Genomic DNA, 24,477 nt, shown 5'->3' on the forward strand with positions numbered 1-24,477 from the left:
CAGGAGGGCTAGCCATGCGCGCAGCTGTCATCGTTTTCCCCGGTTCCAACTGTGATCGGGATCTTGCCGTTGCCTTTGAACAGGCCGGGTTCCAGGTAGACATGGTCTGGCATAAAGATGCCGCTCTGCCTAAGGGCGTGGACATTGTCGGTGTCCCCGGCGGGTTTTCTTATGGAGACTACCTGCGCTGCGGAGCGATTGCCGCACAATCCCCGATCTGCAAGGCCGTGGTGGACCACACCGAACGGGGTGGGTATGCGGTTGGTATCTGTAACGGTTTTCAGATCCTGACCGAAACGGGCATTCTGCCCGGCGCTCTGCTGCGCAATGCGAACCTGAAATATATCTGTCGTACCGTAGGCCTGAAGGTCGCAACCAGCGACAGCGCCTTTACCCAAGGCTATAACGCTGGCGATGTGATCGGCATTCCGATTGCGCATCATGATGGAAACTATTTCGCGGATGAGGCTACATTGTCCACGCTCAGGGATCACGACCGGATCGCATTCACCTATACCGAGAATCCGAACGGCTCGGTTGGCGACATTGCGGGCATTCTGTCTGAAAACCGCCGTGTTCTTGGTATGATGCCGCATCCCGAACGAGCGGCAGACGAAGGGCATGGTGGCACCGATGGAACGGCATTGTTTCGCGCATTGTCGGGCATCGTCGCACCTGCGTGACTTGAGCTTGCATCTTAGCCCGCGTAACTTTCGGGGATGAGTTCCGACACACGCTCTACCTGGTCTGCACTGTTCAAACCGCTCCGCGCTGCGCCTCTTGGCTGGCCTTTGCGCGCGGCTGTTCTGGTGCTTTTGCTGGCAACGGTTGCGACGATATGGATAACCAACAGTCTGCTGACGGATCGGTTTACTGAATCCACGCGAAACCGGGCCGAGCTGCGCCTTGCTCTGTATTCCGGGAACCTGCTGAGCGAGCTGCGCAGAAATGCGATTGTACCGCAGCTATTGGCACGCGACCCGACGCTGATCTCGGCGCTGCAATCCAGTGATTTTACCCTGTCTACGCAGCGGCTTATTTCCTTCGTCGAGGAAATCGGCGCCGCGTCATTGATGCTGTTGGATCGGGATGGCCGGTCTGTGGCCGCAACCGATCGCAATCGTTTGGGCGAGACGCACCGGAACGCGCCGTATTTTGTAGATTCCATTCGGTCAAACTCGACCATCTTCACCGTGATTGAAAAGGAATCTGGTGGTTACAGCTTTATCTATTCGCGCCGGATGGAGGCCTCGTCGGACATCCTTGGGGTCATAGTCGTCGAGGTTGATCTGCAAAAATTTGAGCGCGCCTGGGCAGGTATCTCCGATGCTGTTCTGGTCGCTGACAGTACGGGCACCATTATTCTGTCAACCGAACCGCAATGGCGCGGAGTAGAGGAGGGGGCCGCCATGCTGCGGCAGCCGCCGCAAAGTGCCATCCAGCGCGCTATCAGGGCCACGACCGATTGGACGGCTCTGCCCCCCGACGCCTATTTACAGGGCGAGGCGGTGATCCGCATGGAGACACGCATTCCATTCCGCGGCTGGACCATGACCTCGTTCACGACCTACGCCTCGATCCGTGAGAAGGTAAACAGCGTTCTTGCATTGGAAATCATGGGTTTTGCGATTCTGTTGGCGCTTGCCTTCTATGCGCTCAGCCGTAGGGCGACGTTCAGAATGGCCTTGTTCCAGCGCGAGTCGGCAGAGCTTCGCGCATTGAACGCAAGGCTACAGCGGGAAATCGCTGAGAGGGAACGGGTTGAAAAGACGCTGGAAGTAGCCGAGCAGACGCTGGCCCAAAGCTCGAAACTCGCGGCCCTAGGCGAGATGTCTGCGGCCGTCAGCCACGAGCTGAATCAACCTTTGGCTGCAATGAAGACCTATCTTGCCGGCGCGCGATTGCTGCTGCGGCGGAACCGCCCCGAAGAGGCGCTGGCCAGCTTTGGCCGCATCGACGGCCTGATTGAACGGATGGGCGCAATAACACGCCAGCTCAAGTCCTACGCCCGCAAGGGTGCGGATGCGTTTTCACCAGTTAACCTTGGCGAAGCGCTGGCTTCGTCGCTGTCAATGATGGAGCCGCAACTGCGTCAGAGGCACGTCAAGATTACGCAGATACTGCCGGAAGAAACGGTACTAGTCATGGGCGACCGCATGCGGATCGAACAGGTTATGGTGAACCTCTTGCGTAATGCCTTGGACGCCACCAAGTCTGTATCGGAACCGGATGTTGAAATCATACTGGCCGCGGGTGACCAGGCGGTGCTGACTGTACGCGATAATGGCTATGGGATTGAAGACATCGAAAACCTGTTTGAACCGTTCTACACGACCAAACAACCCGGCGATGGAGTCGGTCTGGGGCTTGCCATCTCATCCGGTATCGTGAACGACCATGGGGGACGGCTGACCGCGCGCAACAGCCAGCACGGTGGCGCGGTGTTTGAGATGCAACTGCCGATACTTGGAAGCGATGGCCTTGAGGCCGCTGAATAACGAGGAATGAATATGGCACAGGCCATGAAAATCGCCATTGTTGATGACGAACAGGACATGCGCCAGTCGATCAGCCAATGGCTGGCACTGTCGGGATATGACACTGAAACCTTTTCCAGTGCCGAGGATGCACTGAAAGTTCTGGGTCCGGATTATCCGGGTATCGTCATATCGGACATCAAGATGCCTGGTATGGACGGGATCCAGCTGTTGAAAAAGCTGATGGGCGCGGACAGCACCTTGCCGGTCATCATGATTACCGGCCACGGTGACGTGCCAATGGCGGTTGAGGCCATGCGCGTGGGTGCGTTTGATTTCCTCGAAAAGCCGTTTAACCCGGATCGGATGTCCGAACTGGCCAAACGTGCCAGCAATGCCCGCCGGTTGACGCTGGACAATCGGGCCCTGCGCCGCGAGCTGTCCGGTGGCACTCAGATCATGAACAAGCTCATCGGTGCCAGCCCCGTGATGGAGCGCTTGCGCGAGGATATTCTGGATCTGGGGCAGGCTGACGGTCATGTTCTGATCGACGGAGAAACCGGCACCGGGAAAACCCTGGTTGCACATGCGTTGCACGCTGTTGGCAGTCGCGCAGGCAAAAAATTTGTTCTGGTTTCGTGTGCTGCCCTCGAAGAAGAGGCCTTGGGAAAGCGTCTGTTCGGCCCGATGATGCCAGAAGACAGCCAGTTGCCCGCGATTGAGGAAGCCCGGGGTGGAACCCTGGTTCTGGAGGATGTCGAGGCGCTCAGCGATACGCTTCAGGCAAAACTTCTGAGTGTCATGAACGATCAGGGCACACCTGCCGAAACCCGCATCGTGGCAATTTCCAACCTTCAGGAAGCCGGAAAGACCAGCGAGGACGTTCTGCGCCCCGATCTCTTCTACCGGCTTGCAGCGTTGCGGATCACAATGCCGCCGCTGCGTCAGCGCGGCGAAGACATTCTGACCCTGTTCACACGGCTGAGCGAGCAATTCGCCGAAGAATACGGCTGCGATGCACCTCAGGTCAGTGCGCAAGAGGCGGCTCAGCTTTTGCAAGCGCCGTGGCCCGGAAACGTACGGCAGCTGATAAACATCGCGGAACGTGCCGTGCTGCAATCTCGTCGCGGATCGGGGACGATCGCGTCTCTGTTGATGTCTGATCACGAAGAAATGCAGCCCGTGATGACGACCGAAGGCAAGCCGCTCAAGGAATATGTCGAGGCATTCGAGCGGATGCTGATCGACAATACCATGCGGCGGCATAAGGGGTCGATTGCCTCGGTCATGGACGAGCTGTGCCTGCCGCGTCGGACATTGAATGAGAAGATGGCCAAATATGGCCTGCAACGTTCCGATTACCTGTGACGGGCTTGAGGCGATGCCTTTGTCGCCCTTTGGGTGATACCAAGTAATGTTTTTAGCTGGATAACGAGATCCCGACCGGTGGTCGGGGTCTTCAATGCAGTTTGCCCATTGTCTTTTCCACAGGACTGCTTTTATTGTAACCAGACGGGCCGGGCGGATTTGACGCCGAAAAGTCCCGATCTTTGAGATTCGCTGCAACGCCACTGGTGGAGACCAGGTCCCACACTGGCCAAGCAGACCGATTGTGCCCCTTAACGGGGTGATTGAACGCCTGAGCCCGCAGAAAAGCGGGCGAAAGGAATAATGGGCAGGCAGCGGTCGTTCGCGCCTGTCGGAGAAGAACCGCGATGACGCGCGCGCAACGACTGAGTGTACGGGCAGGGGGCCACAGTGCCAGACCCTGCAGCGCGCCGTCTGAAATCGCCCTGACAAGACACCACCCCAAAAGCACCTGTCCTCCTGGACGGGTTAGGACAACGCGTTTGGCGCGGTGCACCAAGGAAACATGGCTAAGAAAATGCTTATCGATGCCACCCACGCGGAAGAAACCCGCGTCGTGGTGGTTGATGGAAACAAGGTCGAGGAATTTGATTTTGAATCCGAAAACAAACGTCAGCTTGCTGGCAACATATATCTAGCAAAAGTTACACGGGTCGAACCCTCGCTGCAGGCAGCTTTTGTTGACTATGGCGGAAATCGCCACGGATTCCTGGCGTTCTCCGAAATTCATCCCGACTATTATCAGATTCCCGTCGCTGATCGCGAAGCTCTGATGGAAGAAGAGCGCGCCTATGCCGAGGCAATGCGTGCGCGTGATGAGGCTGAGGAAACCAAGCCCAAAAGACGCCGTTCGCGCTCGCGGGCCAAGGCCGCCGATATCAAATCGGATGATGCAGTGGAATCGGTCGAGGTCTCGTCCGAACCCACAGGCATGGAAACGATTGACCTGGATGAGAGCGATGAGGCCAATGATCCTTCTGTAGAAGAAGGAACATCTCCGGCCGACCATGTGGCAGAAACTCCGGTAGAAGAGCCGACGGACGAACCGGAGGCGGAAGAAGCAACCGCAGAGACTGAAGACGCGCCTGCGGAAGAAGTCGACCAATCAGATGCTAGCGCTGATCAAGTCGGCACGGACGAAGAGGCCGGTGCGCAGGAAAGCGCCGCGACTGAGACGGACGCGGATGACGCGACAAGCGCTGAAGCCAACGCCGAGGACGCCTCTGACGAGGTTGGCGACGACGAAGAAGAAAACACCCGTACGGACGCCACCGCAAAAGACGAGACTATTGAGTCGGTTGCCGACGAAGATGACAGCGAAGACATCCGTCCTCCGCGCAAACCGCGCGCGCGCCGGTACAAGATTCAAGAAGTCGTCAAAGTACGCCAGGTTCTGCTTGTGCAGGTCGTCAAGGAAGAGCGTGGCAACAAAGGAGCAGCTCTGACCACTTATTTGTCACTTGCTGGCCGATATTGTGTTTTGATGCCGAACACCGCGCGGGGCGGCGGCATCAGCCGAAAGATTACCAACGCGCCTGATCGCAAAAAGCTTAAGGAAATTGCGGCTGAGATTGACGTCCCGACAGGGGCGGGTCTTATCATTCGGACCGCCGGGGCGAAACGCACCAAATCCGAAATCAAGCGCGATTACGAATATCTGCAACGTATGTGGGAGCAGATCCGCGAGCTGACGTTGAAATCCATCGCGCCTGCGAAGATCTATGAAGAAGGCGACCTGATCAAACGGTCGATCCGTGATCTCTATAATCGTGACATCGACGAGGTACTTGTCGAAGGCGAGGGCGGATATCGCATCGCCAAGGACTTCATGAAAATGATCATGCCGTCGCACGCCAAGAATGTGCAGCGGTACGAAGACGCGCTGCCATTGTTCGCGCGCTATCAGGTGGAAAGCTATCTGGCGGGGATGTTCAACCCGACGGTACAGCTGAGATCGGGTGGCTATATCGTGATCGGCGTAACCGAAGCGCTTGTCGCGGTCGATGTGAACTCGGGTCGGGCAACCAAAGAGGGTTCGATCGAGGAAACGGCACTGAAGACCAACCTTGAGGCCGCCGAAGAGGTGGCTCGCCAGTTGCGCCTGCGTGATCTGGCCGGTCTGATCGTCATCGACTTTATCGATATGGACGAGCGGAAGAACAACGCCGCTGTCGAAAAACGCCTGAAAGAAAAACTGAAAACAGACCGTGCGCGCATCCAGGTTGGTCGCATATCTGGTTTTGGTCTGATGGAAATGAGCCGACAGCGCCTGCGTCCCGGTATGTTGGAGGCAACGACACAGCCTTGTCCGGCCTGCCATGGCACCGGCCTGATCCGTTCGGATGACAACATGGCGCTGAGCATTCTGCGCCAGATCGAGGAAGAAGGCACGCGCCGTCGCTCACGCGAGGTGCTGGTGCGCTGCCCGGTCAGCATCGCCAACTTCCTGATGAACCAAAAGCGCGAGCATATCGCACAGATTGAGGCGCGCTATGGTCTGTCGGTTCGCATCGAAGGGGATGTGCATCTGGTAAGCCCTGATTTCTCGATGGAGAAGTTCAAGACCGCCAGCCGGATTGTTCCCGAAGCCAGTGCGCCGGTTGTATCGGTTGATGCCACGCTGATGGAAATGGTCGACGCCTCTGAAGAAGAGACCGTCGAGGAAGAAACGCCGCAGGCTGAAGATGAAACCAAACCCAAGCGCAAGCGCCGTCGGCGTCGTCGCAAGAAGGGCAATGGTGGTGCCGAGGGGCAGGATTCTAACGGGCAGGAGGCTGATGAAGATACAGCTGAAGCGTCCGAGGAAGCTGTGGAAGAGCCTGCAACAGATGCCGTAGAAGCGGTGGAAGAGACGCAGGAAGAAGCGCCTGCCAAGCCTAAACGCCGCCGGGCTCCGCGTCGCAAGAAGAAGGACGCCGAAGATGCCGAGACGATAACCGAACAGGTCGTCAAAGCTGAACCAGAGGCCAAGGTCGAATCTGAAACGGAAGCTCCGGCAGAAATCGAAACTGTCGAAGCCGAAGCAGCACCGAAACAGGAAACGGTTTCGGAAACTGCCGTGCCGACAGGAGAAACGCCGGAAGCGGCAGAGCCTGTTCAAGAGGTTGTTGCGGTTGAAGCCACTGAGGAACCAACAGTAGAAGTCACAGAGCCTGTGCTGGAAGTAGTTGCGGATGAACCGGAAACGCCATCGGAGCCTGCCAAGCCAAAACGGCGCGGTTGGTGGTCGTTGGGCCAGTAACTTGAAAAGGCGGGCCTCAGAGCCCGCCTTTTTATTTGACGGGTCTCAAACGGACTTCTGGATGGTGTAGACCTGATGCCCGTCAGATTCTTCCTGTGACAGCAAGCGATGTCCACTTTCCATGCAGAAATGTGGAACATCAATGACTGCAGCGGGATCATCCGCCAGCACTTTCAAGACCGCTCCCGCGGGCATTGACTTGAGCCGTTTACGGGCCTTCAGGACGGGCAGAGGGCACAGCAGCCCCAACGCGTCCAGTGTCTCGGTTTGGTTTGACATGTACCTGAGATATTTCCACTTTCAAACGGTGTCCAGCGTGCAACCACGAGGATGTGACCGAATGGCCCCGTGACGCGGGCGACTTCATGACATATGTGCTGAAACATGTTCGGAATTGATATCATTGACGCAGGGCTGTTGCCCGCCATGTTCATCGCATTGCTCGGTGGGTTGATCAGCTTTTTATCGCCCTGCGTGCTACCGATTGTGCCGCCCTATCTCGCCTATATGAGTGGCGTCACGATAAACGAGATGCAGGATGAGGCCCGTGCACGCAGAAAGGCGACACTTTCGGCGCTGTTCTTTGTTATGGGGCTGTCCACGGTGTTTCTGTTGCTTGGCTTCACAGCCTCTGCTTTTGGGGCGTTCGTGCTGCAGAACCAGGTGCTGTTCGCCAAGATTTCAGGCGCGGTTGTCATAGTATTTGGCCTGCATTTCCTGAACGTTTTCCGCATCCCATTCCTTGACCGTGAGGCCCGGATCGAAGCCGGCGACAGCGGCGGGTCGGTCTTTGGGGCCTATATTCTGGGTCTGGCCTTCGCCTTTGGCTGGACGCCCTGTATCGGCCCGCAACTGGGTGCGATCCTGTCGCTGGCTGCCTCCGAGGCATCCGTCGCACGTGGGACATTGTTGCTGGGCGTCTATGCAGCGGGTCTAGGCATACCTTTCCTGCTCGCCGCGATGTTCCTGAACCGATCCATGTCGGTAATGAACCGAATAAAGCCCCATATGGCACTGATCGAGAGGATCATGGGTGGCCTGTTGCTGTTTGTTGGTATCATGCTGATCACCGGCCTGTTCACTGAGTTCAGTTGGTGGCTGTTGGAAGCCTTCCCGGCGCTGGCAAACTTTGGGTAACCCTCTTATCTGACTTACTTTGGCTGTAATGCTGCGCTAACCTGCGTCGCAGAAGGTAAGACCATGAGCAGTCAGACAAATCAGCCTCGGGTGAAACGGCGTAGGGTATTCTATATTCCCGGATATGACCCGATCCCGCCACGGCGCTATCGCGAGCTTTACCGCAGTGAAAGCGCAAGACAGGCGGCTATTTCAGGGTATGAAATCTCGGTCTCGCCCAAAACCGGAGAGGGCTTGTATGGATGGCACGTCCAATCGGTTCAGGACGGGGCTGAAGTTCACACAGATGTCGAGGTGCTGGTCTGGTCCGACATCGTACGCTCCAGCATGTCGAACTCGATTGTGGCCACCTATCTGCAGATGCTGCGTACGGCATGGATCTATATCTCGACGGGCGTGTTATGGCGCCTGATGCGATTGCGCAAAGGTCCGGTGATAGCCGCGCTTTACCCGATCGTGATGCTGATCGCACAGCTTTTGGTCGCAATGGCTGTGGTCATCGGATTGACGGTTCTGCTTGCGCCGGTCCTGTCTTTGGTGGCGTTGGTTCTGTCTATTGGTGTTGCCTATGTGCTGATGCTGTGGTTCCGGAAAATCGACAACAGGCTGTTCGTCTATTACCTGATGCACGATTACGCCTATTCAGCGGCTTCAGGCGGTAAAACACCTCCTGAATTGGCCGGACGCCTATCGGAGTTCACAAATGCGATTGCCGCAGCTCTTACCGATGAGACGGATGAGGTTCTGATCGTCGGCCACAGTTCCGGCGCTCATCTGGGTGTCACGGTTCTGGCCGATCTGATCCGATCCGGACGGGTGGGCACAGACGGGCCTGAGCTGTCCTTTCTGACATTGGGGCAGGTGGTTCCCATGGTCTCGTTCCTGCCCAACGCATATGATCTGCGCGCGGACCTGGGGTTTCTTTCGAAACGCGAAGACTTGGCTTGGGTCGACATTTCTGCACCTGGGGACGGCTGCGCATTTGCTCTGTGTGATCCTGTCGCTGTAAGCGGGGTAGCCGATGCCGATCAGCGCTGGCCTTTGGTGTTATCTGCCGCGTTTACGCAAACGCTGTCAGCAGAACGGTGGCGCGCCCTGAGGTGGCGGTTTTTCAGACTGCACTTCCAATATCTCTGCGCCTTTGATCACCCGGACAGGTACGATTATTTCCGCGTGACTGCCGGGCCTCTGTCGCTTGGGCATCGGTTCGCAGGGCGTAAACCCTCGGGATCACGGATTGCGCAATCCGTTTCCAAATATGTATCGGTGCAGCCATGACCCCGCCAAAGCCCACATCGCGGCCAGACAGGGTTTCGCTGTGGCGCTATTTCAGGTTGTTTCGCAAGGACATCCTCTCGGCACAGCCGCAGCGATTGTACCGCGCATGGATGGCCGAGTTTAAGACGCCGTTCTTTCGATCATATTTGACGAACCAACCAGAGCTTGTTGAAACCGTTCTGAAAAAACGCCCCGATGATTTTCCGAAATCAGACCGTATTGGCGAGGGTCTGCGGCCGTTGCTGGGGAATTCGGTCTTTCTGACCAATGGTGAAAACTGGAAACGCCAGCGCCGGGTTATCGACCCGGCGTTTGAGGGCGGGCGCCTGAAAGATACCTATCCGGCCATGGTTCAGGCGGCAGAGGCCTGCGTCGCGCGTCTGCGCGGGCAGGCCGGTTCTGTCATCGAGTGCGAAGAGGTTACCAGTCACGTCGCCGCGGATGTGATCTTTCGAACGCTTTTTTCTGTACCGATTGAAGACCGCGTTGCGACTCAGGTTTTTGAGAAATTCGGAACCTATCAAAGAGAGCAACCGCTGTTGAATTTGGCGGCGTTTCTGCCTCTGCCCAAATGGATGCCGCGGCTACATTCCAGAAAAACTCGCAAGACCGCGCGTGAAATCAGGACGCTGATCACCGAAATGACCGCTCAACGCGCGAGGATGATTGAGGCCGGGCAGGCGCCGCATGATCTGGCAACAAAGATCATGACAACGGCTGATCCCAAGACCGGCAAGTGTTTTGACACGCAGGAGATGGTTGATCAGGTGGCGATCTTCTTTCTGGCAGGCCACGAGACCAGCGCTTCTGCGTTGGCTTGGGCATTGTACCTTTTGGCGACCCACCCGGATTGGCAGGACAAGCTGGCGGCCGAGGCGCAAGGGCTGGACCTATCCGATTTTACCTCCGTATCGCTGTTGAAGCTCAGCCGCGACGTGTTTCGCGAAACGCTGCGCCTGTACCCTCCGGTCCCGATGATGGTGCGAGAGGCCACATGCCGCGAAAACTTCAGGGGCCGAGCGATTAAACCGGGCTCGCAGATAGTCATCAGCCCGTGGCACCTGCATCGGCACGAACGTCTGTGGGCAGACCCCGACGGGTTCGACCCGTCTCGCTGGGCCAAGGGCAATGAGGAAAGCTGTCCCAGAGAGGCTTTCATCCCATTCTCTGCCGGGTCGCGCATTTGCATCGGTGCCGGATTTGCAATGGTCGAAGGTCCGTTATTGCTGTCGTCACTACTGCGGAAGTTCAGGTTCGAAATCTCGGACACGCCAGAGCCGGTTCCGGTGGCTCATCTGACCGTCAGATCCAAAGATGGAATTTGGTTGCGCCTGGTTGAGCGCTAACAAACTACCATCGGCATGCTCCATGCTGTATGCGGTTGAAAAACGCGGAATCATTTCGAACGGGAAAGTCATATGTCCAAAACACAACAGCGCGAGCAGATGTCCAACGGTGCCGGTTTTATTGCTGCACTGGACCAAAGTGGCGGCTCGACCCCCAAGGCGCTGGCGCTTTATGGGGTAGACGCGTCAGAATACGGCTCGGACGCAGAGATGTTCGGCGAAATCCAGAAGATGCGCGCGCGTATCATTCTGGCGGATGGCTTCACAAACGACAAAGTCATCGGCGCGATCCTGTTCGAACGCACGCTCAGTGAAGAGATTGATGGCCGTAAAGTCGCAGATTTTCTTTGGAACGTAAAAGGCATTGTTCCGTTTCTGAAGATCGACAAGGGCCTCGAGGATGAGGCCGATGGCGTTCAGGTCATGAAACCGATCCCCGGTCTGGCCGATACTTTGGCTAAAGCCGAAGGCGTTTTCGGCACTAAGGAACGTTCCGTGATCCATGAGGCCAACGCCAAAGGCATCGCAAACGTTGTCGCGCAGCAGTTCGATGTGGCGCGTGAAGTCGTTGCCGCCGGGTTGGTTCCGATTGTCGAGCCCGAGGTGAACATCAACTCGACCACCAAAGCCGAAGCTGAAGCAATTCTAAAATCGGAAATCTTGCAGAACCTAGATCAGTTGGATGATGGTCAGGATGTCATGCTTAAGCTTACCATCCCCAGCCAGGCTAATCTGTATGACGATCTGGCTGACCACCCCAGAGTTTTGCGGGTCGTAGCCCTGTCCGGCGGATATTCGACCGAACAAGCCTGTGATCTGCTGGCGCAGAATAGCAAGATGATTGCGTCTTTCTCTCGTGCGCTGACCGAAGGACTGTCGAAAAAGCAGTCAGATGCCGAATTCAACACGGCCCTAGGCAGCAATATCGATAAGATTTCTCGCGCCTCTGCCTAAGCTGCGCTATTCCGGTTTAGTGAAATCGCGGCGCATCTGCGCCGCTTTTGCCCGCATAGAGCACTCGGTCGCATGATCGTTTACAAGACCCATGGCCTGCATGAATGCAAAAACCGTGGTCGGGCCCACAAACTTCCATCCCCGCTTTTTAAGGTCTTTGGACATGGCAATAGATTCAGCCGAAGTTGAGGCTGTTTGTGGCGCTGGCGGTGAACTGGCCTCATAGCGCCAGACATAAGCTGCAATCGACCCCTCAGCTGCCACCAGCTCCTGGGCGCGCCGGGCGTTGTTGATGACTGCTTCGATCTTTCCGCGATGCCTGACAATGCCTGCATCCAGCAAAAGACGGGTGACATCGGCCTCATCAAACTTCGCTATTGCGTTGTAATCAAAATGTTTAAATGCTTTTCGAAAGTTCTCGCGTTTGGAAAGAATGGTGCGCCAGCTGAGGCCGGACTGAAAGCTTTCAAGGCACAGCTTCTCAAACAAACGCTGATCGTCGCTGACCGGATAGCCCCATTCATTGTCGTGATAGTCGAAAAACTCTGGCGCAGACTGACACCATGCACAACGCGGTTGACCGTCTGGGCCGGTAACTGTTTCGCTCATCACTAAGTTCCCTTTTTGTTCTGGTATGAGCATAGGCATTTTCCAGAGGCCAAATCAAGAACGGAAAGTCAGCCGCGATACCAGTTCAGAATATAAACGCGTATTGCCGAAGCCAATCCGACCTCAGGGTCACGGTTAAAATCAATTTCCGCAGCTAAGGCATTGATTGCCATATCCTTATCAGCTGCAATGGCACGAAAGGCTTTCCAAAACTCGTCCTCAAGAGATACCGAGGTTCGATGGCCCTTAAGCGTCAATGAGCGTTTGATGGGACGTCCGCTCATTTGTCGATCTTATGTCCGTCCAGATCGCGCCGCGACTTATCCAGATGCTTTTTGCTGGCGTCTTTCTCGGCTTTGTTGCGCCCGAATGACACGGCGTTTTGGTCCGCGCGGGCCTTTTTCTCGGCCCGCGCCTTGTCTTTTCTGTACCGGTTCAGATTGACCGGCTTTGCCATCAGTCCTTGGGTCCAATCATTTGTTCGGGGCGCACAACCGCGTCAAAGGTTTCGGCGTCGACAAAGCCAAGCGCGATGGCCTCTTCCTTAAGGGTGGTGCCGTTTTTATGCGCGGTCTTGGCAACAGTCGTTGCGTTGTCGTACCCAATGGTTGGCGCCAGCGCGGTGACCAGCATCAGCGATTCCTTCATCAGTTTTTCGATGCGTGGTTCGTTGGCCTGAATGCCTAGCAACATCCGCTCGGTAAAGCTGTCTGTGGCATCACCAAGCAACTGGATCGACTGCAAAAGATTGTAGGACATCATAGGGTTATAGACGTTCAGTTCGAAATGCCCCTGGCTGCCGGCGAATTTTATGGCGGCATCGTTGCCCATGACGTGTGCTGCGACCTGTGTCAGTGCTTCGGCTTGTGTTGGGTTTACCTTGCCTGGCATGATGGACGATCCGGGCTCATTCTCAGGCAGGATCAATTCGCCCAGACCGGAACGCGGTCCAGATCCCAAAAGTCTGATATCATTTGCAATTTTATAACAGCTGCCAGCAATGGTCGCCAAAGCACCCGATAGGAAAACCATCGCATCATGGGCGGCGAGCGCCTCGAACTTATTCGGAGCGGTAACAAAGGGCAGGCCGGTGATATCTGCCATATTCGCAGCGACCGCTTCGCTCCACCCGGATTGAGTGTTTAGGCCAGTACCAACAGCAGTTCCGCCCTGGGCAAGCTCGTAAATTCCAGGCATCGCGGCGTTGACCCGTGCGATACCCTGACGAATTTGATGGGCGTAGCCGCCAAATTCCTGACCCAGTGTCAGCGGCGTGGCATCCTGCGTATGCGTCCGGCCGATCTTGATGATGTCTTTGAATTCTTCGGCCTTCTGCTCCAGCCCCGAGGCCAGCTTTTCCAGACCCGGCAGCAGAACGTCCCGAACGCTCATACCTGTGGCGATATGCATGGCTGTCGGGAACGTGTCGTTCGAGGACTGGCCCATGTTGCAATGATCGTTCGGATGAACCGGGTCTTTTGTGCCGATTGTACCACCCAGGATTTCGATAGCCCGGTTCGCAATAACCTCGTTAGAGTTCATGTTCGACTGGGTGCCGGATCCGGTTTGCCAAACGACCAGCGGAAAGTTGTCGTCAAACTTGCCTTCGAAAACCTCACCAGCGGCCTGAATGACCGCATCCGCAATCCGCGCGTCCAGTTTTCCGGTGGATTTGTTCCGCATGGCGCAGGCTTTTTTGATCACACCCAATGCCCGCACGATGGCCACAGGCTGTTTTTCCCATCCGATCGGGAAGTTCATAATCGAACGCTGGGTCTGTGCACCCCAATATTTGTCTGCGGGAACTTCCAACGGGCCAAAGCTGTCGGATTCGGTGCGGGTTTGAGACATCGGTCACTCCGTCATGTATACCATTGCATGCCAATTACAGTCAGCAGCGTCGCGGTGCAATCGGCCAGTTGCGCGCACCATAAACTTATGCCTGACAAAGGTATAGGCGCAGAGCTGCGTCATTTTTCTCGTCGCAATCGCCATCACCGCCATTGTACGCGCCGGTGGGTGAGCTACTATAGAGTCAGAGCACGCCGGAGGCCGCAATGCGTCTGAATCACCCGACCACTTGCCTGAAATTCATTATCTATTCTTTTGCCACCGTTCTGTGGGCCTCCTTGGCGGTAAATCCGCTTCATGCGGCAGATATTGAGCCCTTTGTTGGCAGCTACGTTGGGTCTGCCAATGTTGTCGATGCAAACGGGACCGAAACACCTCGTGATATGAGTGTGTCAATCCAGGAATTGAAGAACGGGTTCAATGTTAGTTGGAAGACGACAACTTACAAACTGAATGGCCGCGTCAAGGAACAGGCGTTCTCGATTGATTTTCAGACCTCGGACAGATCGGACATCTTTTCCGCGGCCATGAAGCGCAATGTATTCGGCCATGAAGTTCCGCTTGACCCGATGCAGGGGGAACCGTTCGTCTGGGGCCGGATTGAGGGTCAAACTCTGACCGTGTTTTCGTTGTTCATTGCAGAAAATGGCGGCTATGAGCTGCAGCAATATGACAGAACGCTGGCAGAAGGCGGTCTGAACCTGTCATTTTCCCGTTTCCGCAACGGTACCAAATCACGTTCCGTAGAGACGTTCCTGACGAAAGAGTAAGCCCCGCAAACCGCGAGGCTTTCCAGCGCATATACTATTTTCTGAAGCTGTCCAGCGACACGACATCAGCGTCATGCTGTTGCGGTTCTTCTTCGACCTCGATTATCTCATCGTCCATCGGATCAAAGTCATCCTCTTCATCCGGGCTTTCAAAACGCAGGCCAAATTCCACAGAGGGGTCGACGAATGTTTTGATCGAGGCATAGGGGATGTACAATGGTTCCGGCGCGTCGCCAAAGTTGAGCGTGATGGCAAATCCGCTTTCGCCGACCTCAAGATTTTCGAACCAATGCTGCATCACAACAGTCATCTCTTCCGGATAACGATCATGCAGCCAGTCGGCAATTTCCACGCCGTCACACCTGGTGTCAAACGTAATGAAAAAGTGGTGCGCACCCGGCAGGCCAGTTTCTGAAACGCTGGTCAGAACCGTCTTGATCAGCCCGCGCATGGCGGTGTGCATCAGGTTCCCATAGTCGATGTCTTGCGACATGTGTCATCCTCAAAAGTGGCTTCCCTCAGCATAAGGGATTCCTTTGGAAACGAAAGGCCGGTTACACGCTGACTGTTCAGAGAAAAAACAGGCCGGTGCCAGCAGCTAACATAACCATTAGCGTAAGCGCCATGCCGAATTTAAGTTTAAAAATCAACGCTCCGGCGAAGACAGTCAGCACAGCGGCTTTCACATCCAATGAGGTCAATTCAGGCCAGGGCAGGCTGATTGGTCCAAAGGTTTTATTTGGCAGTTCTGAAAACAGCACATTCAGGGCAAACCACACGGATAGGTTGAGAATCACCCCAACTACAGCAGAGGTAATACCTTGCAGGGCCGCCGATAACCGGGGCCGCGCAGCGATGTGGTCAAGATAGGGGGCTGTGAGGAATATCCACAGAAAGCAGGGAACGAATGTTGCCCAAAGTGCAACGATACCTGCGGCGATGGCCAGCATCGATCCGCCCGAGATCTGACCGGTCAGCATAGCGACAAATTGTGTTACCAAAATCAAAGGCCCCGGTGTCGTTTCCGCCAGACCAAGCGCGTCGATCATCTGATCTGTGGATATCCAGTTATATTGATCTACAACGGTCTGCGTCATGTAAGCTAGAACAGCGTAGGCTCCGCCAAATGTCACAACTGCGAGGCGGGCAAAGAACCAGCCAAGATCGCTGAGAAGTTTCTGACCAGAAAGACTTAACAGCCACAACGGGCCAAGCCACAGAACCAACCAGATCGACGCGTTCCGCAGCACTTCGCTTAGGCGCGGGGTGGGAGTGTCGACCGGTCGGGCGGCGACGCCGTTGAAGCTCAGATACCCCCAAAGGGCTGCCGCCGCGATGATCGCGGGGAAGGGGAGGTCGAACAGAAAGATTGCCAGAAACGCGAGGCCCGAGATCGCACGATGTGAGACGTCCGACAGCGCTTTGCGGGACAGGTTTCGCAGGGCCTGTAGCACGATGATGATCACCGTAGCTTTCACGCCCAGAAACGCGGCCTGCACCAGAGGAAGCGCGCCATAGGCCGCGTATAGTGCCACCAATGCTGAGATAATGATCGCACCGGGCAGAACAAACAGGCTGCCTGCGATCATACCGCCCGAGACGCCGCGCAGACGCCAGCCGGAATAGGTTGCAAGCTGCATCGCCTCGGGGCCGGGCAGCAACATGCACAGCGACAGCGCCCGAAGATAGGTTTCCTCATCCAGCCAGGGGCGCTTTTCGACGAGTTCCTGATGCATCAATGAAATCTGAGCTGCGGGTCCGCCGAAGGACAGCAATCCAATGCGGCCGAACACTTGGATGAGTTCAGGGAATGTTGGTGTGGTCATTTTTCGACTGCCGGCCAATCGTGTTTCTCGTCAAACCCGTCGCGGGCCCAGAGATACAAGGCATCGTACAGATGCATCCCGGCCTCGATGGCCTGATGGTCGTCTTTATATAGGCGCGATAGCCCCACCGAGACCGCAAGAAGCCCGGCTGCTTCGGGCGCCAAATCATGCCTGTTCGTATCCGCGGCCCGAACAACTGTCGCAAGCCTGTTCATTGCGGGCGTAGCAAGCTGGAAATCTTTTACCAAAGCATCAAATGTGCAGTTATCCCCACGATGGCTCCAGCGGACGCCCTCAACATCGAACGGGGTGGCGTTAAAGACTTCGGATACCTTTGCCACTTCGGATGGGGCAACAAACAGAAAACGTGCGTTGGGGTCGATGAAACGGCGGATCAACCAGGGGCAGGCGATGCGATCAATCTTAGGCCGATGGCGCGTTACCCAGAGTGAAGGAGACGCTGGTATATCTGCAAATGGGATGCGCGGAGCATCGGGTGTTTCGCGCCATGCGTATATGCCGCCTTCCAGATACTCAGCGGCCACGCCTTCACTCCTCAGCCAGGAAACAACGGCCTGACTCAGCTTTTTGCCCTTTTGGCAAATGATGATGCTGGGGCGGTTAGCGATGAGCCCCTTCAGCCCATCCAGATCCTTCGCCGGATGACGAACCGAGCCCGGTATCAGAAAGGGATCCATTTCAAAATCGGCATCGGTGCAGATATCCACCAGAACAGGCGCCCGAGGCGTTCCGATCAGACGTAACAGTTGTTTCGGTGTGATAGCATTAGGCGCAGGCATGGCATGTCTCCTGTGATCGACGGATACATGCGAAACTTGGGCTGTCGCCTCACGGGGCGTTCGCAATCTTACCCCATAGGCTTTGCTACCGCGACAGGCCGGTCGGGGTCAAGATTGCGAGCCCATTTCCTAGGCCCAGTCCAGCCGTTGACCAGTCATGCATACGGGCAGGGTGTCCTTGGGAAACTGACCAAGCTGTTCAAATAAGGAAATGAAGTCAAACTGGTTATACGCCTCGACAATACGACCTTCTTTAATGCGGCCAATCATACTGCCAGAGGCCTGCAGTGGTGCGCCGTTATCGGCGCGTGTTGTGCTGACCTGCAATATCGCCGATACCCAATCGCCATTTTCGATGATTTTGGGCAGCTCAACATGGATATCGCCCAGAATGTGGCGAAACGCCATGACCAGATCCCGAAAATCATCGGCCCCCACCTGCATTTCCGGAATCAGTCCTTCGGCTGTCGTTTCCGGCGCGAAATACCGATCAATCGCATCGGTATTTCCGTTTTCCCAAACCTCTGAATACCATTCTCTGAGTATATCTGCGTGTGACATCCCAGCTCTCCTTTTCCTCACGGGCCGAGCATGACGCGAATGAGTGAACAAACTCTGAACGTGAACACAGACAGGGTTAAACAGCAGACATTTAAGGGAAAATGCAGGTTTCTGTTGCCAGGTACCTGCGAACCCCGCCTTACGCTGCTAGGCGCAAGGGCTTAAGTTTCGGTCTTGCTACTGCTTACGCAGCAACTGCAACCGGAGCACGATTGTCATTTGCAATTGTACTGTTTGGGCCGGTACGGTGGCACCCCGCCGAGACAAAGCTAACCCCTTTAGACGTTCGTCGATCCTATTTCGGCCCCGCGATCCTCAAATGAAGGATGTTGGTGGAGCCGCCGGGTACCGCCCCCGGGTCCGATCCGCTTATTACGAGCGCGTTTATGTCCATAGTCCCGAAGGACATCCCCTATATAGGTGAGCCACAAGGGGAAAGCAAACCCCATACTTCAACGAAAAGACGGATTATATAATAACGCCTTAGCTTGGTCGGTTAATGTTTGCCAAGATCAGCCACAGCGCCAATATCAGCTCGATTCCCCCAAATGTCATCGCTTTGATCAAAGGGGGGTGATCCAGAATGACGGAAACAAACCGGCCCAGGGCTGCGCCGGCATAAACAACGCCCAACATAGCATAGGCCATGGGAGTGTTCAGCCAAATGACCGCAATTCCGGTGACAACAAAAAGCCCACCGACCGAGGCGCGCAATTCGCTTAACCCCATGGTGCTGTTCGTCGGCGCCAGGTCCAGCGAGGCCGCGGTCCAAGCGGGTGCTAGAAACCCAAAGAGGCCGAAACCGATTGTCAGAACCGCCGCGGCAATATTCAAAATCGACGTCATCGTACCCTCATTCGGTTGGTTTGCGCCGCTGTTTGGCGACGTCCAGGGCAAGCTTACGGGTATAAGCTTCGAGATCCACCAGTGCTGAATCTACCGCAGCAGCGTCCCGCCGATCCAAAGCATCGGCAATCTGGTTGTGCAACACGATGATCTCTTCTCGGGACCGCGCCGTAAACGTGATCATGTTCATCAAAGGCTGCATCGCCTCGACGGCGCCGGCCAGTTGATAGGACAACACCGGATTGCCGGCCCCATCGACCAATGCCCGGTGAAAGGTCACATCCGAGGCGCAAAAGGCTTCGTCTGTCAGCCCGGGTTGAGCCTGCCGAAATATCTCGGCACGCATCGTCGCCAGATGATCCGCCGTCCTGCGTTCGGCTGACAAAGTTGCGCAGGCGCGTTCCAGCGAATACCGAGCCTCGCAAGCCGTTTCAAAACTGACCGCGTTCATGGACAGCAGCAACGTGGATGTGGTGATCTGTTGGGAATACGCATCCTGATAGCTCAGCCGGTTGACAAATGCTCCGCCCGTCGCGCCACGTTGGGTGCGGATCAGGGACTGTGCCGCAAGGCGTTTAAGGGCCTCACGCACGGTTGGTCGGGACACCTGAAACTGGTCGGACAGTTCCGCCTCAGAAGGCAGGCGTTCATCTACAATCAACCGACCCGATATGATCGCATCTCGGATTGATTGGGCGATCTGAACCGAAAGATCAGCAGGTTTCTTGGGGTCGATTTTCATTTTGAGCAGGGCCGCAGGCAAATTTTCATTTGTCTGACATTTAAAAGTCTGACATTTGAATTGCAAGGACTGAGTCGGGAGGAACAAGTGAGTCGCGCAGTTCTACGTAATGGGTTTTGGCTGGGATTCTACGCTCTGATCCTGTGGGCGTGGTGGATGATGTTCGTGATGAACCGCGCCATGGATCTGGATTGGATCGGCCGTCCCGGAGCAATGGGGCAGGCGATGCGCGCCATGGACCCCAGGATGGACATGTATATGCCCATGGCAGAGTTCGGCCCGCTGTTTTGGATGTGGGCCATCATGATGGCCGCAATGATGTTGCCGACCATTATTCCAACTCTGCGCAGCTACGACGATCTAATCCGCAGTGCAAATGGCACACGCTCCGGCTGGATTGGTGTCTTGATTGGCTACTTCGTGGTCTGGGTCGGGTTTGCCGCGCTCATTACCGGGGTGCAACTGGTTCTGCTGTTTGGCGGCGTTGTCGACATGCTGGGCATTGCGAAATCCGGGCTTGTTGCGGGCGGGTTGATGATCGCCGTCGGCGCCTTTCAATTCACCCGCGCCAAAGAGCTGTGCCATGGGGTCTGCCATGCCCCAATGACCTATTTTCTCGGCCATTGGAAAACCGGTTTTTCAGGCGGTTTTCGCATGGGGCTTGGCCTTGGTGCGTTCTGCGTCGGATGCTGCTGGGGCTTTATGGCGCTCGGCTTTGTGGGCGGCGTCATGAGTCTGCTGTGGATGGGTCTGGCGACCTTTTTTATGGTTCTCGAAAAACTACCCCAGATCGGTCACGTGATTACACGGCCGCTGGGATTTGCTCTTATCGCGGGCGGCGGTGCCTTGCTCGTATACCCCTTTATCTATGGAGGATAAGCTATTGGCTAAGAACAAAAAACCAGAGGCAGATCGCCTGCCGATCAGCCAACGTATCGACAGCCGCATGCCCAACCCCAAGCGGCGTGAGATGAGCCCGACGAATTGGGCGATCAAGGGAGAGCTGATCCTTAACTGCTCGTGCGATCTGTTCTGCCCCTGTGTCGTATCGCTTGGCGCGCATCCTCCGACCGAGGGTCATTGTCATGCCTGGATGGGGATTGTCATCGATGAGGGCCATTACGAGGGCGAAGATCTGTCGGGCCTCAATGTTGGCCTTCTGGTCGATATTCCGGGTCGCATGGGTGAGGGGCAGTGGAAAGTTGCCGCCTATGTCGACGAACGGGCCAGCGGTAAGGCCTATGACGGGTTGCTCCAGATATTCAGCGGTCAGGCCGGGGGCACGACCGGCTTGTTTACCATGCTGGTCAGCGAAATTATCGGGGCCGAACGTGCTCCGGTTCAGATCGAACGCGACGGGACCAAGCGCCGCATCATGATTGGTCGGAAAATCCAGGGCGAAATCGAGATGTTGGCGGGCAAAGACCCCGAGCATCCTGTGATGGTCTCAAACTCGAAATACTGGATGGGACCGGACATTATCGTGGCGCGCGGCACCAAATCCAAGGTCCGCGATTACGGTCGGGTCTGGGATTTCGGTGGAAAATCCGCCGAAATCTGCCCAATCGATTGGCAAGGGCCGAAATAATACGAAACCACAAAGGATTACGCGCAATACGTGATCCTAATTTTTAATCGCCAGACACGCCATCGCGGCCTGTTGCACCAGATGTTGACGGGAACGCAGGCTTCGAATTGTGATCTGGCATTATGCCCGAGGAGGCTTGAGTGGCCAATATTTCCTTCTCTCGCCGGTTGCGGCGCACACCTTTTTCTGAAGGGGTCGAAGCCGCAGGCGTAAAGGCATTCACGGTTTATAACCGGATGCTATTGCCAACTGTATTCGACAGCGTCGAGGCTGATTACCGGCACTTAAAAAAGCATGTGCAGGTCTGGGACGTCTCGTGTGAGCGACAGGTCGAACTCAGAGGTCCCGACGCGGCACGCCTTATGCAAATGCTGACGCCACGCGATTTGAGAGGCATGTTGCCCGGCCAATGCTATTACGTCCCTATCGTTGATGAGACCGGTGGCATGTTGAATGATCCGGTTGCGGTGAAACTGTCCGAGGACCGCTGGTGGATCTCCATCGCGGATAGCGATTTGTTGTTATGGGTCAAAGGAATCGCGAACGGCTATCGGCTGGATGTTCTGGTGGATGAGCCAGACGTCTCACCCTTGGCGGTACAGGGGCCCATGGCGGATGAACTGATGTCTCGCGTATTTGGCGAGCGCGTCAAAGACATCCGGTTTTTCAAGTTCGACATGTTCGAGTTTGCGGGCCGCGATCTGGCCATCGCCAGGTCAGGGTATTCAAAGCAGGGCGGGTTCGAGATTTATGTCGAGGGCAGCGATATCGGAATGACGCTGTGGAATGCGCTGTTTTCGGCAGGCGAGGATTTGAACGTACGCGCAGGTTGTCCCAACCTGATCGAACGCATTGAGGCTGGGTTGCTGTCCTACGGAAACGATATGACCGACGACAACACCCCACATGAATGTGGCCTGGGCAAGTTCTGTAACACACACACGGCGATTGGGTGCATTGGCCGGGACGCGTTGTTGCGGGTCGCAAAAGAAGGGCCGATCCAGCAAATCCGTCCGATTGAAATCGCTGGGCCGGCCGTTGGTGCCTGCGTTGCTCCATGGTCGGTATACGCTCAGGGGAAACGGGTCGGTCAAATCACTTCTGCCGCTTGGTCTCCGGATTTCAACACCAATGTTTCCATTGGGATGCTCAAACTCAGCCATTGGGACGCGGGCACAAGGGTTGAGGTCGAAACGCCCGACGGTATGCGTGAGGCGACTGTACGGGAAAAGTTTTGGATCTGATCGCAAGCGGCGTATCGGGTTCAGAAACAGGTTATTACACGGGGTCGGGGCTTTACTCTGACGTCCAAAACAGGAGGACATTTTGATGTTCAACGCACTGGTGATGGAAAAAGACGAGGAAAGCGGGCTGGCCAGCCCCTCGGTTCAACAGCTTTCGGAGGGGGATCTGCCGCAGGGTGAGGTTACCGTGGCGGTTCAGTATTCAACGGTAAATTATAAGGATGGTCTTTGCCTGTCGCCCAAAGGCGGGGGGCTGGTACGCAGCTATCCGCATGTTCCTGGCATCGACTATGCGGGGACGGTCGAGTCGTCTTCGGATGAGCGATATAAACCGGGTGACAAAGTGGTCCTGACCGGTTGGCGTGTCGGTGAGGCGCATTGGGGTGGGTACTCACAAAAAGCCAATGCCCGTGCCGATTGGTTGGTCCCGCTGCCCGATGGGTTGGAGCCCCGCCAGGCGATGGCCATCGGAACCGCTGGGTTCACCGCGATGCTGGCGGTTATGGCACTTGAGGATCATGGGCTGAAACCGGGGCAGGGTCCGGTTTTGGTCACAGGGGCAGCAGGTGGTGTTGGCTCGGTCGCGACGGCGATTCTTGCCAATTTGGGATACGAAGTGGCAGCCGTCACCGGACGACCGGAAACCAGCGATTACCTGAAGTCTTTGGGCGCCGCGACCATTGTGCCACGCGATGAGCTGAACGAGACAACTAAGCGCCCTCTGGAAAGCGAGGCATGGTCTGGCTGTGTGGACGCGGTCGGCGGCGCAATGCTGGCACGCGTTCTGGGGCAGATGAAATACGGTGCCTCGGTCTCGGCCGTGGGGTTGGCTGGCGGCGCGGGCCTTCCGGCAACTGTTATCCCGTTCCTTTTACGCGGTGTGAACCTCTTGGGGATCGACAGCGTTATGCAGCCTTATGAAAATCGGCTGCGGGCTTGGCAGCGGATAGCAACCGACCTTCCGATGGACAAGCTTGAGGCGATGATCCATCCCGCAAAGCTGAGCGATCTGCCCCAATTAGGGGCGGATATCCTGCAAGGTCAGGTTAAAGGTCGTGTTGTCGTAGACGTAAACACCTGATCCGGAATGAATATGTCTGACCGACCGCATTGATTTGCGGTCGGTTAATTTTGTGGCTGCAGGTTCGGGAAAATCCGGCAAACACCTCTGGTCAATGGCGTAAATACGGATCATCATTGCTATACATCCCAAATTGAATGGCTTATGAGCCATGCAAACAGTACCTGAAGACGGGGAGTGAGCAGAATGTCTGACGATTTCGAACTGGACACAGACGACCTGAAACGCCGCATGGACGGCGCAATGTCAAACCTCAGAACCGAATTTGCATCGCTGCGCACCGGGCGCGCCTCGGCCTCGATGCTCGAGCCGGTGATGGTCGATGCCTATGGTTCGATGACGCCGATCAACCAGGTGGGAACGGTCAATGTGCCCGAGCCGCGTATGGTAACGGTCAATGTCTGGGATAAAGGGCTGGTCGGCAAAGTGGAAAAAGCGATCCGTGAAAGTGGGCTGGGCATCAACCCTCAGCTCAACGGAACGATCATCATGCTACCGATCCCGGAACTGAACGAAGAACGCCGTCGCGAGTTGGGCAAAGTCGCCGGGCAATATGCCGAACACGCACGGGTCTCGATCCGGAATGTGCGCCGCGACGGGATGGATCAGATCAAGAAGGCCAAGGCCGACGGTATGTCCGAAGATGACCAGAAGTTTTGGGAAAGCGAAGTGCAGGATCTAACCGATCAGATGATCAAGGTAGTAGATGCCGCGCTTGAGACCAAGCAGGCAGAAATCATGCAGGTCTGAGACCGGGT

25 protein-coding genes and 1 other RNA gene are annotated in these 24,477 nt (G+C 56.0%); 14 read left to right on the plus strand and 12 right to left on the minus strand.

The genetic code is table 11. The features are described from left to right. Window positions 1-14: 14 nt before the first annotated feature. The 4 genes from purQ to AC2FLB_RS00495 all read left to right on the plus strand — a co-directional run bounded on the left by purQ (window position 15) and on the right by AC2FLB_RS00495 (window position 7,086). Window positions 15-683, plus strand: a complete 669-nt coding sequence (gene purQ / locus AC2FLB_RS00480) for a phosphoribosylformylglycinamidine synthase subunit PurQ (protein ID WP_271946978.1) — start codon at window positions 15-17, stop codon at window positions 681-683. Between the two features lie 36 nt (window positions 684-719). Next, window positions 720-2,498 (plus strand): sensor histidine kinase, encoded by a 1,779-nt coding sequence (locus AC2FLB_RS00485; RefSeq protein WP_496691283.1) that lies wholly within the window; start codon window positions 720-722, stop codon window positions 2,496-2,498. A 12-nt stretch (window positions 2,499-2,510) separates the two neighbouring features. Then, window positions 2,511-3,845: a sigma-54-dependent transcriptional regulator gene (locus AC2FLB_RS00490; protein WP_142633961.1), complete on the plus strand. Its 1,335-nt coding sequence runs from the start codon at window positions 2,511-2,513 to the stop codon at window positions 3,843-3,845. Between the two features lie 505 nt (window positions 3,846-4,350). Continuing rightward, entirely contained in the window at window positions 4,351-7,086 is a 2,736-nt protein-coding gene (locus tag AC2FLB_RS00495) for an Rne/Rng family ribonuclease (protein WP_496708421.1), read from the plus strand. Window positions 7,087-7,131: 45 nt separating this feature from the next. On the opposite strand, the gene AC2FLB_RS00500 is transcribed toward AC2FLB_RS00495, so the two are convergent. After that, a complete protein-coding gene (locus tag AC2FLB_RS00500) occupies window positions 7,132-7,365 on the minus strand; it encodes a sulfurtransferase TusA family protein (RefSeq protein WP_271946987.1) in 234 nt (77 codons plus the stop codon). A gap of 105 nt (window positions 7,366-7,470) precedes the next feature. On the opposite strand from AC2FLB_RS00500, the gene AC2FLB_RS00505 reads away from it, so the two are divergent. The 4 genes from AC2FLB_RS00505 to AC2FLB_RS00520 all read left to right on the plus strand — a co-directional run bounded on the left by AC2FLB_RS00505 (window position 7,471) and on the right by AC2FLB_RS00520 (window position 11,801). Beyond that, window positions 7,471-8,223: a cytochrome c biogenesis CcdA family protein gene (locus tag AC2FLB_RS00505; protein ID WP_271946989.1), complete on the plus strand. Its 753-nt coding sequence runs from the start codon at window positions 7,471-7,473 to the stop codon at window positions 8,221-8,223. Between the two features lie 63 nt (window positions 8,224-8,286). Beyond that, the gene (locus AC2FLB_RS00510; RefSeq protein ID WP_496708422.1) at window positions 8,287-9,501 is read left to right on the plus strand and encodes a hypothetical protein; all 1,215 of its coding nucleotides are present in this window, start codon (window positions 8,287-8,289) and stop codon (window positions 9,499-9,501) included. Further along, window positions 9,498-10,847, plus strand: a complete 1,350-nt coding sequence (locus AC2FLB_RS00515) for a cytochrome P450 (protein WP_496708423.1) — start codon at window positions 9,498-9,500, stop codon at window positions 10,845-10,847. Before AC2FLB_RS00510 ends, AC2FLB_RS00515 begins: the two co-directional genes overlap by 4 nt. A gap of 72 nt (window positions 10,848-10,919) precedes the next feature. Next, window positions 10,920-11,801, plus strand: a complete 882-nt coding sequence (locus tag AC2FLB_RS00520) for a fructose bisphosphate aldolase (RefSeq protein WP_496700969.1) — start codon at window positions 10,920-10,922, stop codon at window positions 11,799-11,801. A 6-nt stretch (window positions 11,802-11,807) separates the two neighbouring features. On the opposite strand, the gene AC2FLB_RS00525 is transcribed toward AC2FLB_RS00520, so the two are convergent. From AC2FLB_RS00525 to fumC, 4 genes are all read right to left on the minus strand, one after another. Beyond that, window positions 11,808-12,410, minus strand: a complete 603-nt coding sequence (locus AC2FLB_RS00525) for a DNA-3-methyladenine glycosylase I (protein WP_281972140.1) — start codon at window positions 12,408-12,410, stop codon at window positions 11,808-11,810. Window positions 12,411-12,478: 68 nt separating this feature from the next. Then, window positions 12,479-12,694 carry a ribbon-helix-helix domain-containing protein gene (locus AC2FLB_RS00530; protein ID WP_271947000.1) on the minus strand — a complete coding sequence of 72 codons (216 nt, stop codon included), beginning with the start codon at window positions 12,692-12,694 and terminating at the stop codon, window positions 12,479-12,481. Then, window positions 12,691-12,867, minus strand: coding sequence for a DUF4169 family protein (locus tag AC2FLB_RS00535; RefSeq protein ID WP_496708424.1), 177 nt, complete (start codon window positions 12,865-12,867; stop codon window positions 12,691-12,693). The genes AC2FLB_RS00530 and AC2FLB_RS00535 overlap by 4 nt, the downstream gene beginning before the upstream one ends. Beyond that, window positions 12,867-14,261 carry a class II fumarate hydratase gene (gene fumC / locus AC2FLB_RS00540; protein WP_496708425.1) on the minus strand — a complete coding sequence of 465 codons (1,395 nt, stop codon included), beginning with the start codon at window positions 14,259-14,261 and terminating at the stop codon, window positions 12,867-12,869. The genes AC2FLB_RS00535 and fumC overlap by 1 nt, the downstream gene beginning before the upstream one ends. Window positions 14,262-14,467: 206 nt before the next feature. Between fumC and AC2FLB_RS00545 the strand changes: the two genes are divergently transcribed. Beyond that, window positions 14,468-15,031, plus strand: coding sequence for a hypothetical protein (locus tag AC2FLB_RS00545; protein WP_281972138.1), 564 nt, complete (start codon window positions 14,468-14,470; stop codon window positions 15,029-15,031). Between the two features lie 34 nt (window positions 15,032-15,065). Here AC2FLB_RS00545 and AC2FLB_RS00550 read toward each other — a convergent pair whose 3' ends face one another. The 7 genes from AC2FLB_RS00550 to AC2FLB_RS00580 form a co-directional block, all read right to left on the minus strand. After that, on the minus strand, window positions 15,066-15,524 hold the full coding sequence (locus AC2FLB_RS00550) for an SspB family protein (protein ID WP_271947008.1): 459 nt from the start codon (window positions 15,522-15,524) through the stop codon (window positions 15,066-15,068). A gap of 76 nt (window positions 15,525-15,600) precedes the next feature. Then, the gene (gene chrA, locus AC2FLB_RS00555) at window positions 15,601-16,857 is read right to left on the minus strand and encodes a chromate efflux transporter (RefSeq protein WP_496708426.1); all 1,257 of its coding nucleotides are present in this window, start codon (window positions 16,855-16,857) and stop codon (window positions 15,601-15,603) included. Next, on the minus strand, window positions 16,854-17,657 hold the full coding sequence (locus tag AC2FLB_RS00560; protein WP_496708427.1) for a chromate resistance protein ChrB domain-containing protein: 804 nt from the start codon (window positions 17,655-17,657) through the stop codon (window positions 16,854-16,856). Before AC2FLB_RS00560 ends, chrA begins: the two co-directional genes overlap by 4 nt. A gap of 129 nt (window positions 17,658-17,786) precedes the next feature. Beyond that, the gene (locus AC2FLB_RS00565) at window positions 17,787-18,218 is read right to left on the minus strand and encodes an ester cyclase (protein ID WP_142633933.1); all 432 of its coding nucleotides are present in this window, start codon (window positions 18,216-18,218) and stop codon (window positions 17,787-17,789) included. A 100-nt stretch (window positions 18,219-18,318) separates the two neighbouring features. After that, window positions 18,319-18,664: a transfer-messenger RNA gene (gene ssrA / locus AC2FLB_RS00570) on the minus strand. Window positions 18,665-18,701: 37 nt separating this feature from the next. Next, window positions 18,702-19,064, minus strand: a complete 363-nt coding sequence (locus tag AC2FLB_RS00575; protein WP_496695385.1) for a DUF4345 family protein — start codon at window positions 19,062-19,064, stop codon at window positions 18,702-18,704. Window positions 19,065-19,071: 7 nt separating this feature from the next. Continuing rightward, entirely contained in the window at window positions 19,072-19,806 is a 735-nt protein-coding gene (locus tag AC2FLB_RS00580; RefSeq protein ID WP_142633929.1) for a FadR/GntR family transcriptional regulator, read from the minus strand. Between the two features lie 87 nt (window positions 19,807-19,893). On the opposite strand from AC2FLB_RS00580, the gene AC2FLB_RS00585 reads away from it, so the two are divergent. The 5 genes from AC2FLB_RS00585 (at window position 19,894) to frr (ending at window position 24,469) form a co-directional block, all read left to right on the plus strand. Next, window positions 19,894-20,685, plus strand: a complete 792-nt coding sequence (locus tag AC2FLB_RS00585) for a DUF2182 domain-containing protein (protein ID WP_496695386.1) — start codon at window positions 19,894-19,896, stop codon at window positions 20,683-20,685. A 4-nt stretch (window positions 20,686-20,689) separates the two neighbouring features. Then, entirely contained in the window at window positions 20,690-21,394 is a 705-nt protein-coding gene (locus tag AC2FLB_RS00590; protein ID WP_496708428.1) for a DUF1326 domain-containing protein, read from the plus strand. Window positions 21,395-21,534: 140 nt separating this feature from the next. Further along, window positions 21,535-22,638, plus strand: coding sequence for a dimethylsulfoniopropionate demethylase (locus AC2FLB_RS00595; protein WP_496695387.1), 1,104 nt, complete (start codon window positions 21,535-21,537; stop codon window positions 22,636-22,638). An 85-nt stretch (window positions 22,639-22,723) separates the two neighbouring features. Continuing rightward, on the plus strand, window positions 22,724-23,719 hold the full coding sequence (acuI, locus tag AC2FLB_RS00600) for an acryloyl-CoA reductase (protein ID WP_496695388.1): 996 nt from the start codon (window positions 22,724-22,726) through the stop codon (window positions 23,717-23,719). Window positions 23,720-23,905: 186 nt separating this feature from the next. After that, window positions 23,906-24,469, plus strand: coding sequence for a ribosome recycling factor (gene frr, locus AC2FLB_RS00605; RefSeq protein ID WP_142633921.1), 564 nt, complete (start codon window positions 23,906-23,908; stop codon window positions 24,467-24,469). Window positions 24,470-24,477: the final 8 nt, after the last annotated feature.

The organism is Ruegeria sp. CDSA236, from assembly GCF_059611285.1.

Excerpts from the sequence above, each read along its gene's own strand:
- AC2FLB_RS00510 (WP_496708422.1), top strand. The coding sequence starts at position 8,287 with ATGAGCAGTCAGACAAATCAGCCTCGGGTGAAACGGCGTAGGGTATTC.
- AC2FLB_RS00530 (WP_271947000.1), bottom strand. The coding sequence starts at position 12,694 with ATGAGCGGACGTCCCATCAAACGCTCATTGACGCTTAAGGGCCATCGA.
- AC2FLB_RS00535 (WP_496708424.1), bottom strand. The coding sequence starts at position 12,867 with ATGGCAAAGCCGGTCAATCTGAACCGGTACAGAAAAGACAAGGCGCGG.
- purQ (WP_271946978.1), top strand. The coding sequence starts at position 15 with ATGCGCGCAGCTGTCATCGTTTTCCCCGGTTCCAACTGTGATCGGGAT.
- AC2FLB_RS00515 (WP_496708423.1), top strand. The coding sequence starts at position 9,498 with ATGACCCCGCCAAAGCCCACATCGCGGCCAGACAGGGTTTCGCTGTGG.
- fumC (WP_496708425.1), bottom strand. The coding sequence starts at position 14,261 with ATGTCTCAAACCCGCACCGAATCCGACAGCTTTGGCCCGTTGGAAGTT.
- AC2FLB_RS00505 (WP_271946989.1), top strand. The coding sequence starts at position 7,471 with ATGTTCGGAATTGATATCATTGACGCAGGGCTGTTGCCCGCCATGTTC.
- AC2FLB_RS00565 (WP_142633933.1), bottom strand. The coding sequence starts at position 18,218 with ATGTCACACGCAGATATACTCAGAGAATGGTATTCAGAGGTTTGGGAA.
- chrA (WP_496708426.1), bottom strand. The coding sequence starts at position 16,857 with ATGACCACACCAACATTCCCTGAACTCATCCAAGTGTTCGGCCGCATT.
- AC2FLB_RS00525 (WP_281972140.1), bottom strand. The coding sequence starts at position 12,410 with ATGAGCGAAACAGTTACCGGCCCAGACGGTCAACCGCGTTGTGCATGG.
- AC2FLB_RS00550 (WP_271947008.1), bottom strand. The coding sequence starts at position 15,524 with ATGTCGCAAGACATCGACTATGGGAACCTGATGCACACCGCCATGCGC.
- AC2FLB_RS00575 (WP_496695385.1), bottom strand. The coding sequence starts at position 19,064 with ATGACGTCGATTTTGAATATTGCCGCGGCGGTTCTGACAATCGGTTTC.
- frr (WP_142633921.1), top strand. The coding sequence starts at position 23,906 with ATGTCTGACGATTTCGAACTGGACACAGACGACCTGAAACGCCGCATG.
- AC2FLB_RS00520 (WP_496700969.1), top strand. The coding sequence starts at position 10,920 with ATGTCCAAAACACAACAGCGCGAGCAGATGTCCAACGGTGCCGGTTTT.
- AC2FLB_RS00485 (WP_496691283.1), top strand. The coding sequence starts at position 720 with ATGAGTTCCGACACACGCTCTACCTGGTCTGCACTGTTCAAACCGCTC.
- AC2FLB_RS00580 (WP_142633929.1), bottom strand. The coding sequence starts at position 19,806 with ATGAAAATCGACCCCAAGAAACCTGCTGATCTTTCGGTTCAGATCGCC.
- AC2FLB_RS00545 (WP_281972138.1), top strand. The coding sequence starts at position 14,468 with ATGCGTCTGAATCACCCGACCACTTGCCTGAAATTCATTATCTATTCT.
- AC2FLB_RS00490 (WP_142633961.1), top strand. The coding sequence starts at position 2,511 with ATGGCACAGGCCATGAAAATCGCCATTGTTGATGACGAACAGGACATG.
- AC2FLB_RS00500 (WP_271946987.1), bottom strand. The coding sequence starts at position 7,365 with ATGTCAAACCAAACCGAGACACTGGACGCGTTGGGGCTGCTGTGCCCT.
- acuI (WP_496695388.1), top strand. The coding sequence starts at position 22,724 with ATGTTCAACGCACTGGTGATGGAAAAAGACGAGGAAAGCGGGCTGGCC.
- AC2FLB_RS00495 (WP_496708421.1), top strand. The coding sequence starts at position 4,351 with ATGGCTAAGAAAATGCTTATCGATGCCACCCACGCGGAAGAAACCCGC.
- AC2FLB_RS00560 (WP_496708427.1), bottom strand. The coding sequence starts at position 17,657 with ATGCCTGCGCCTAATGCTATCACACCGAAACAACTGTTACGTCTGATC.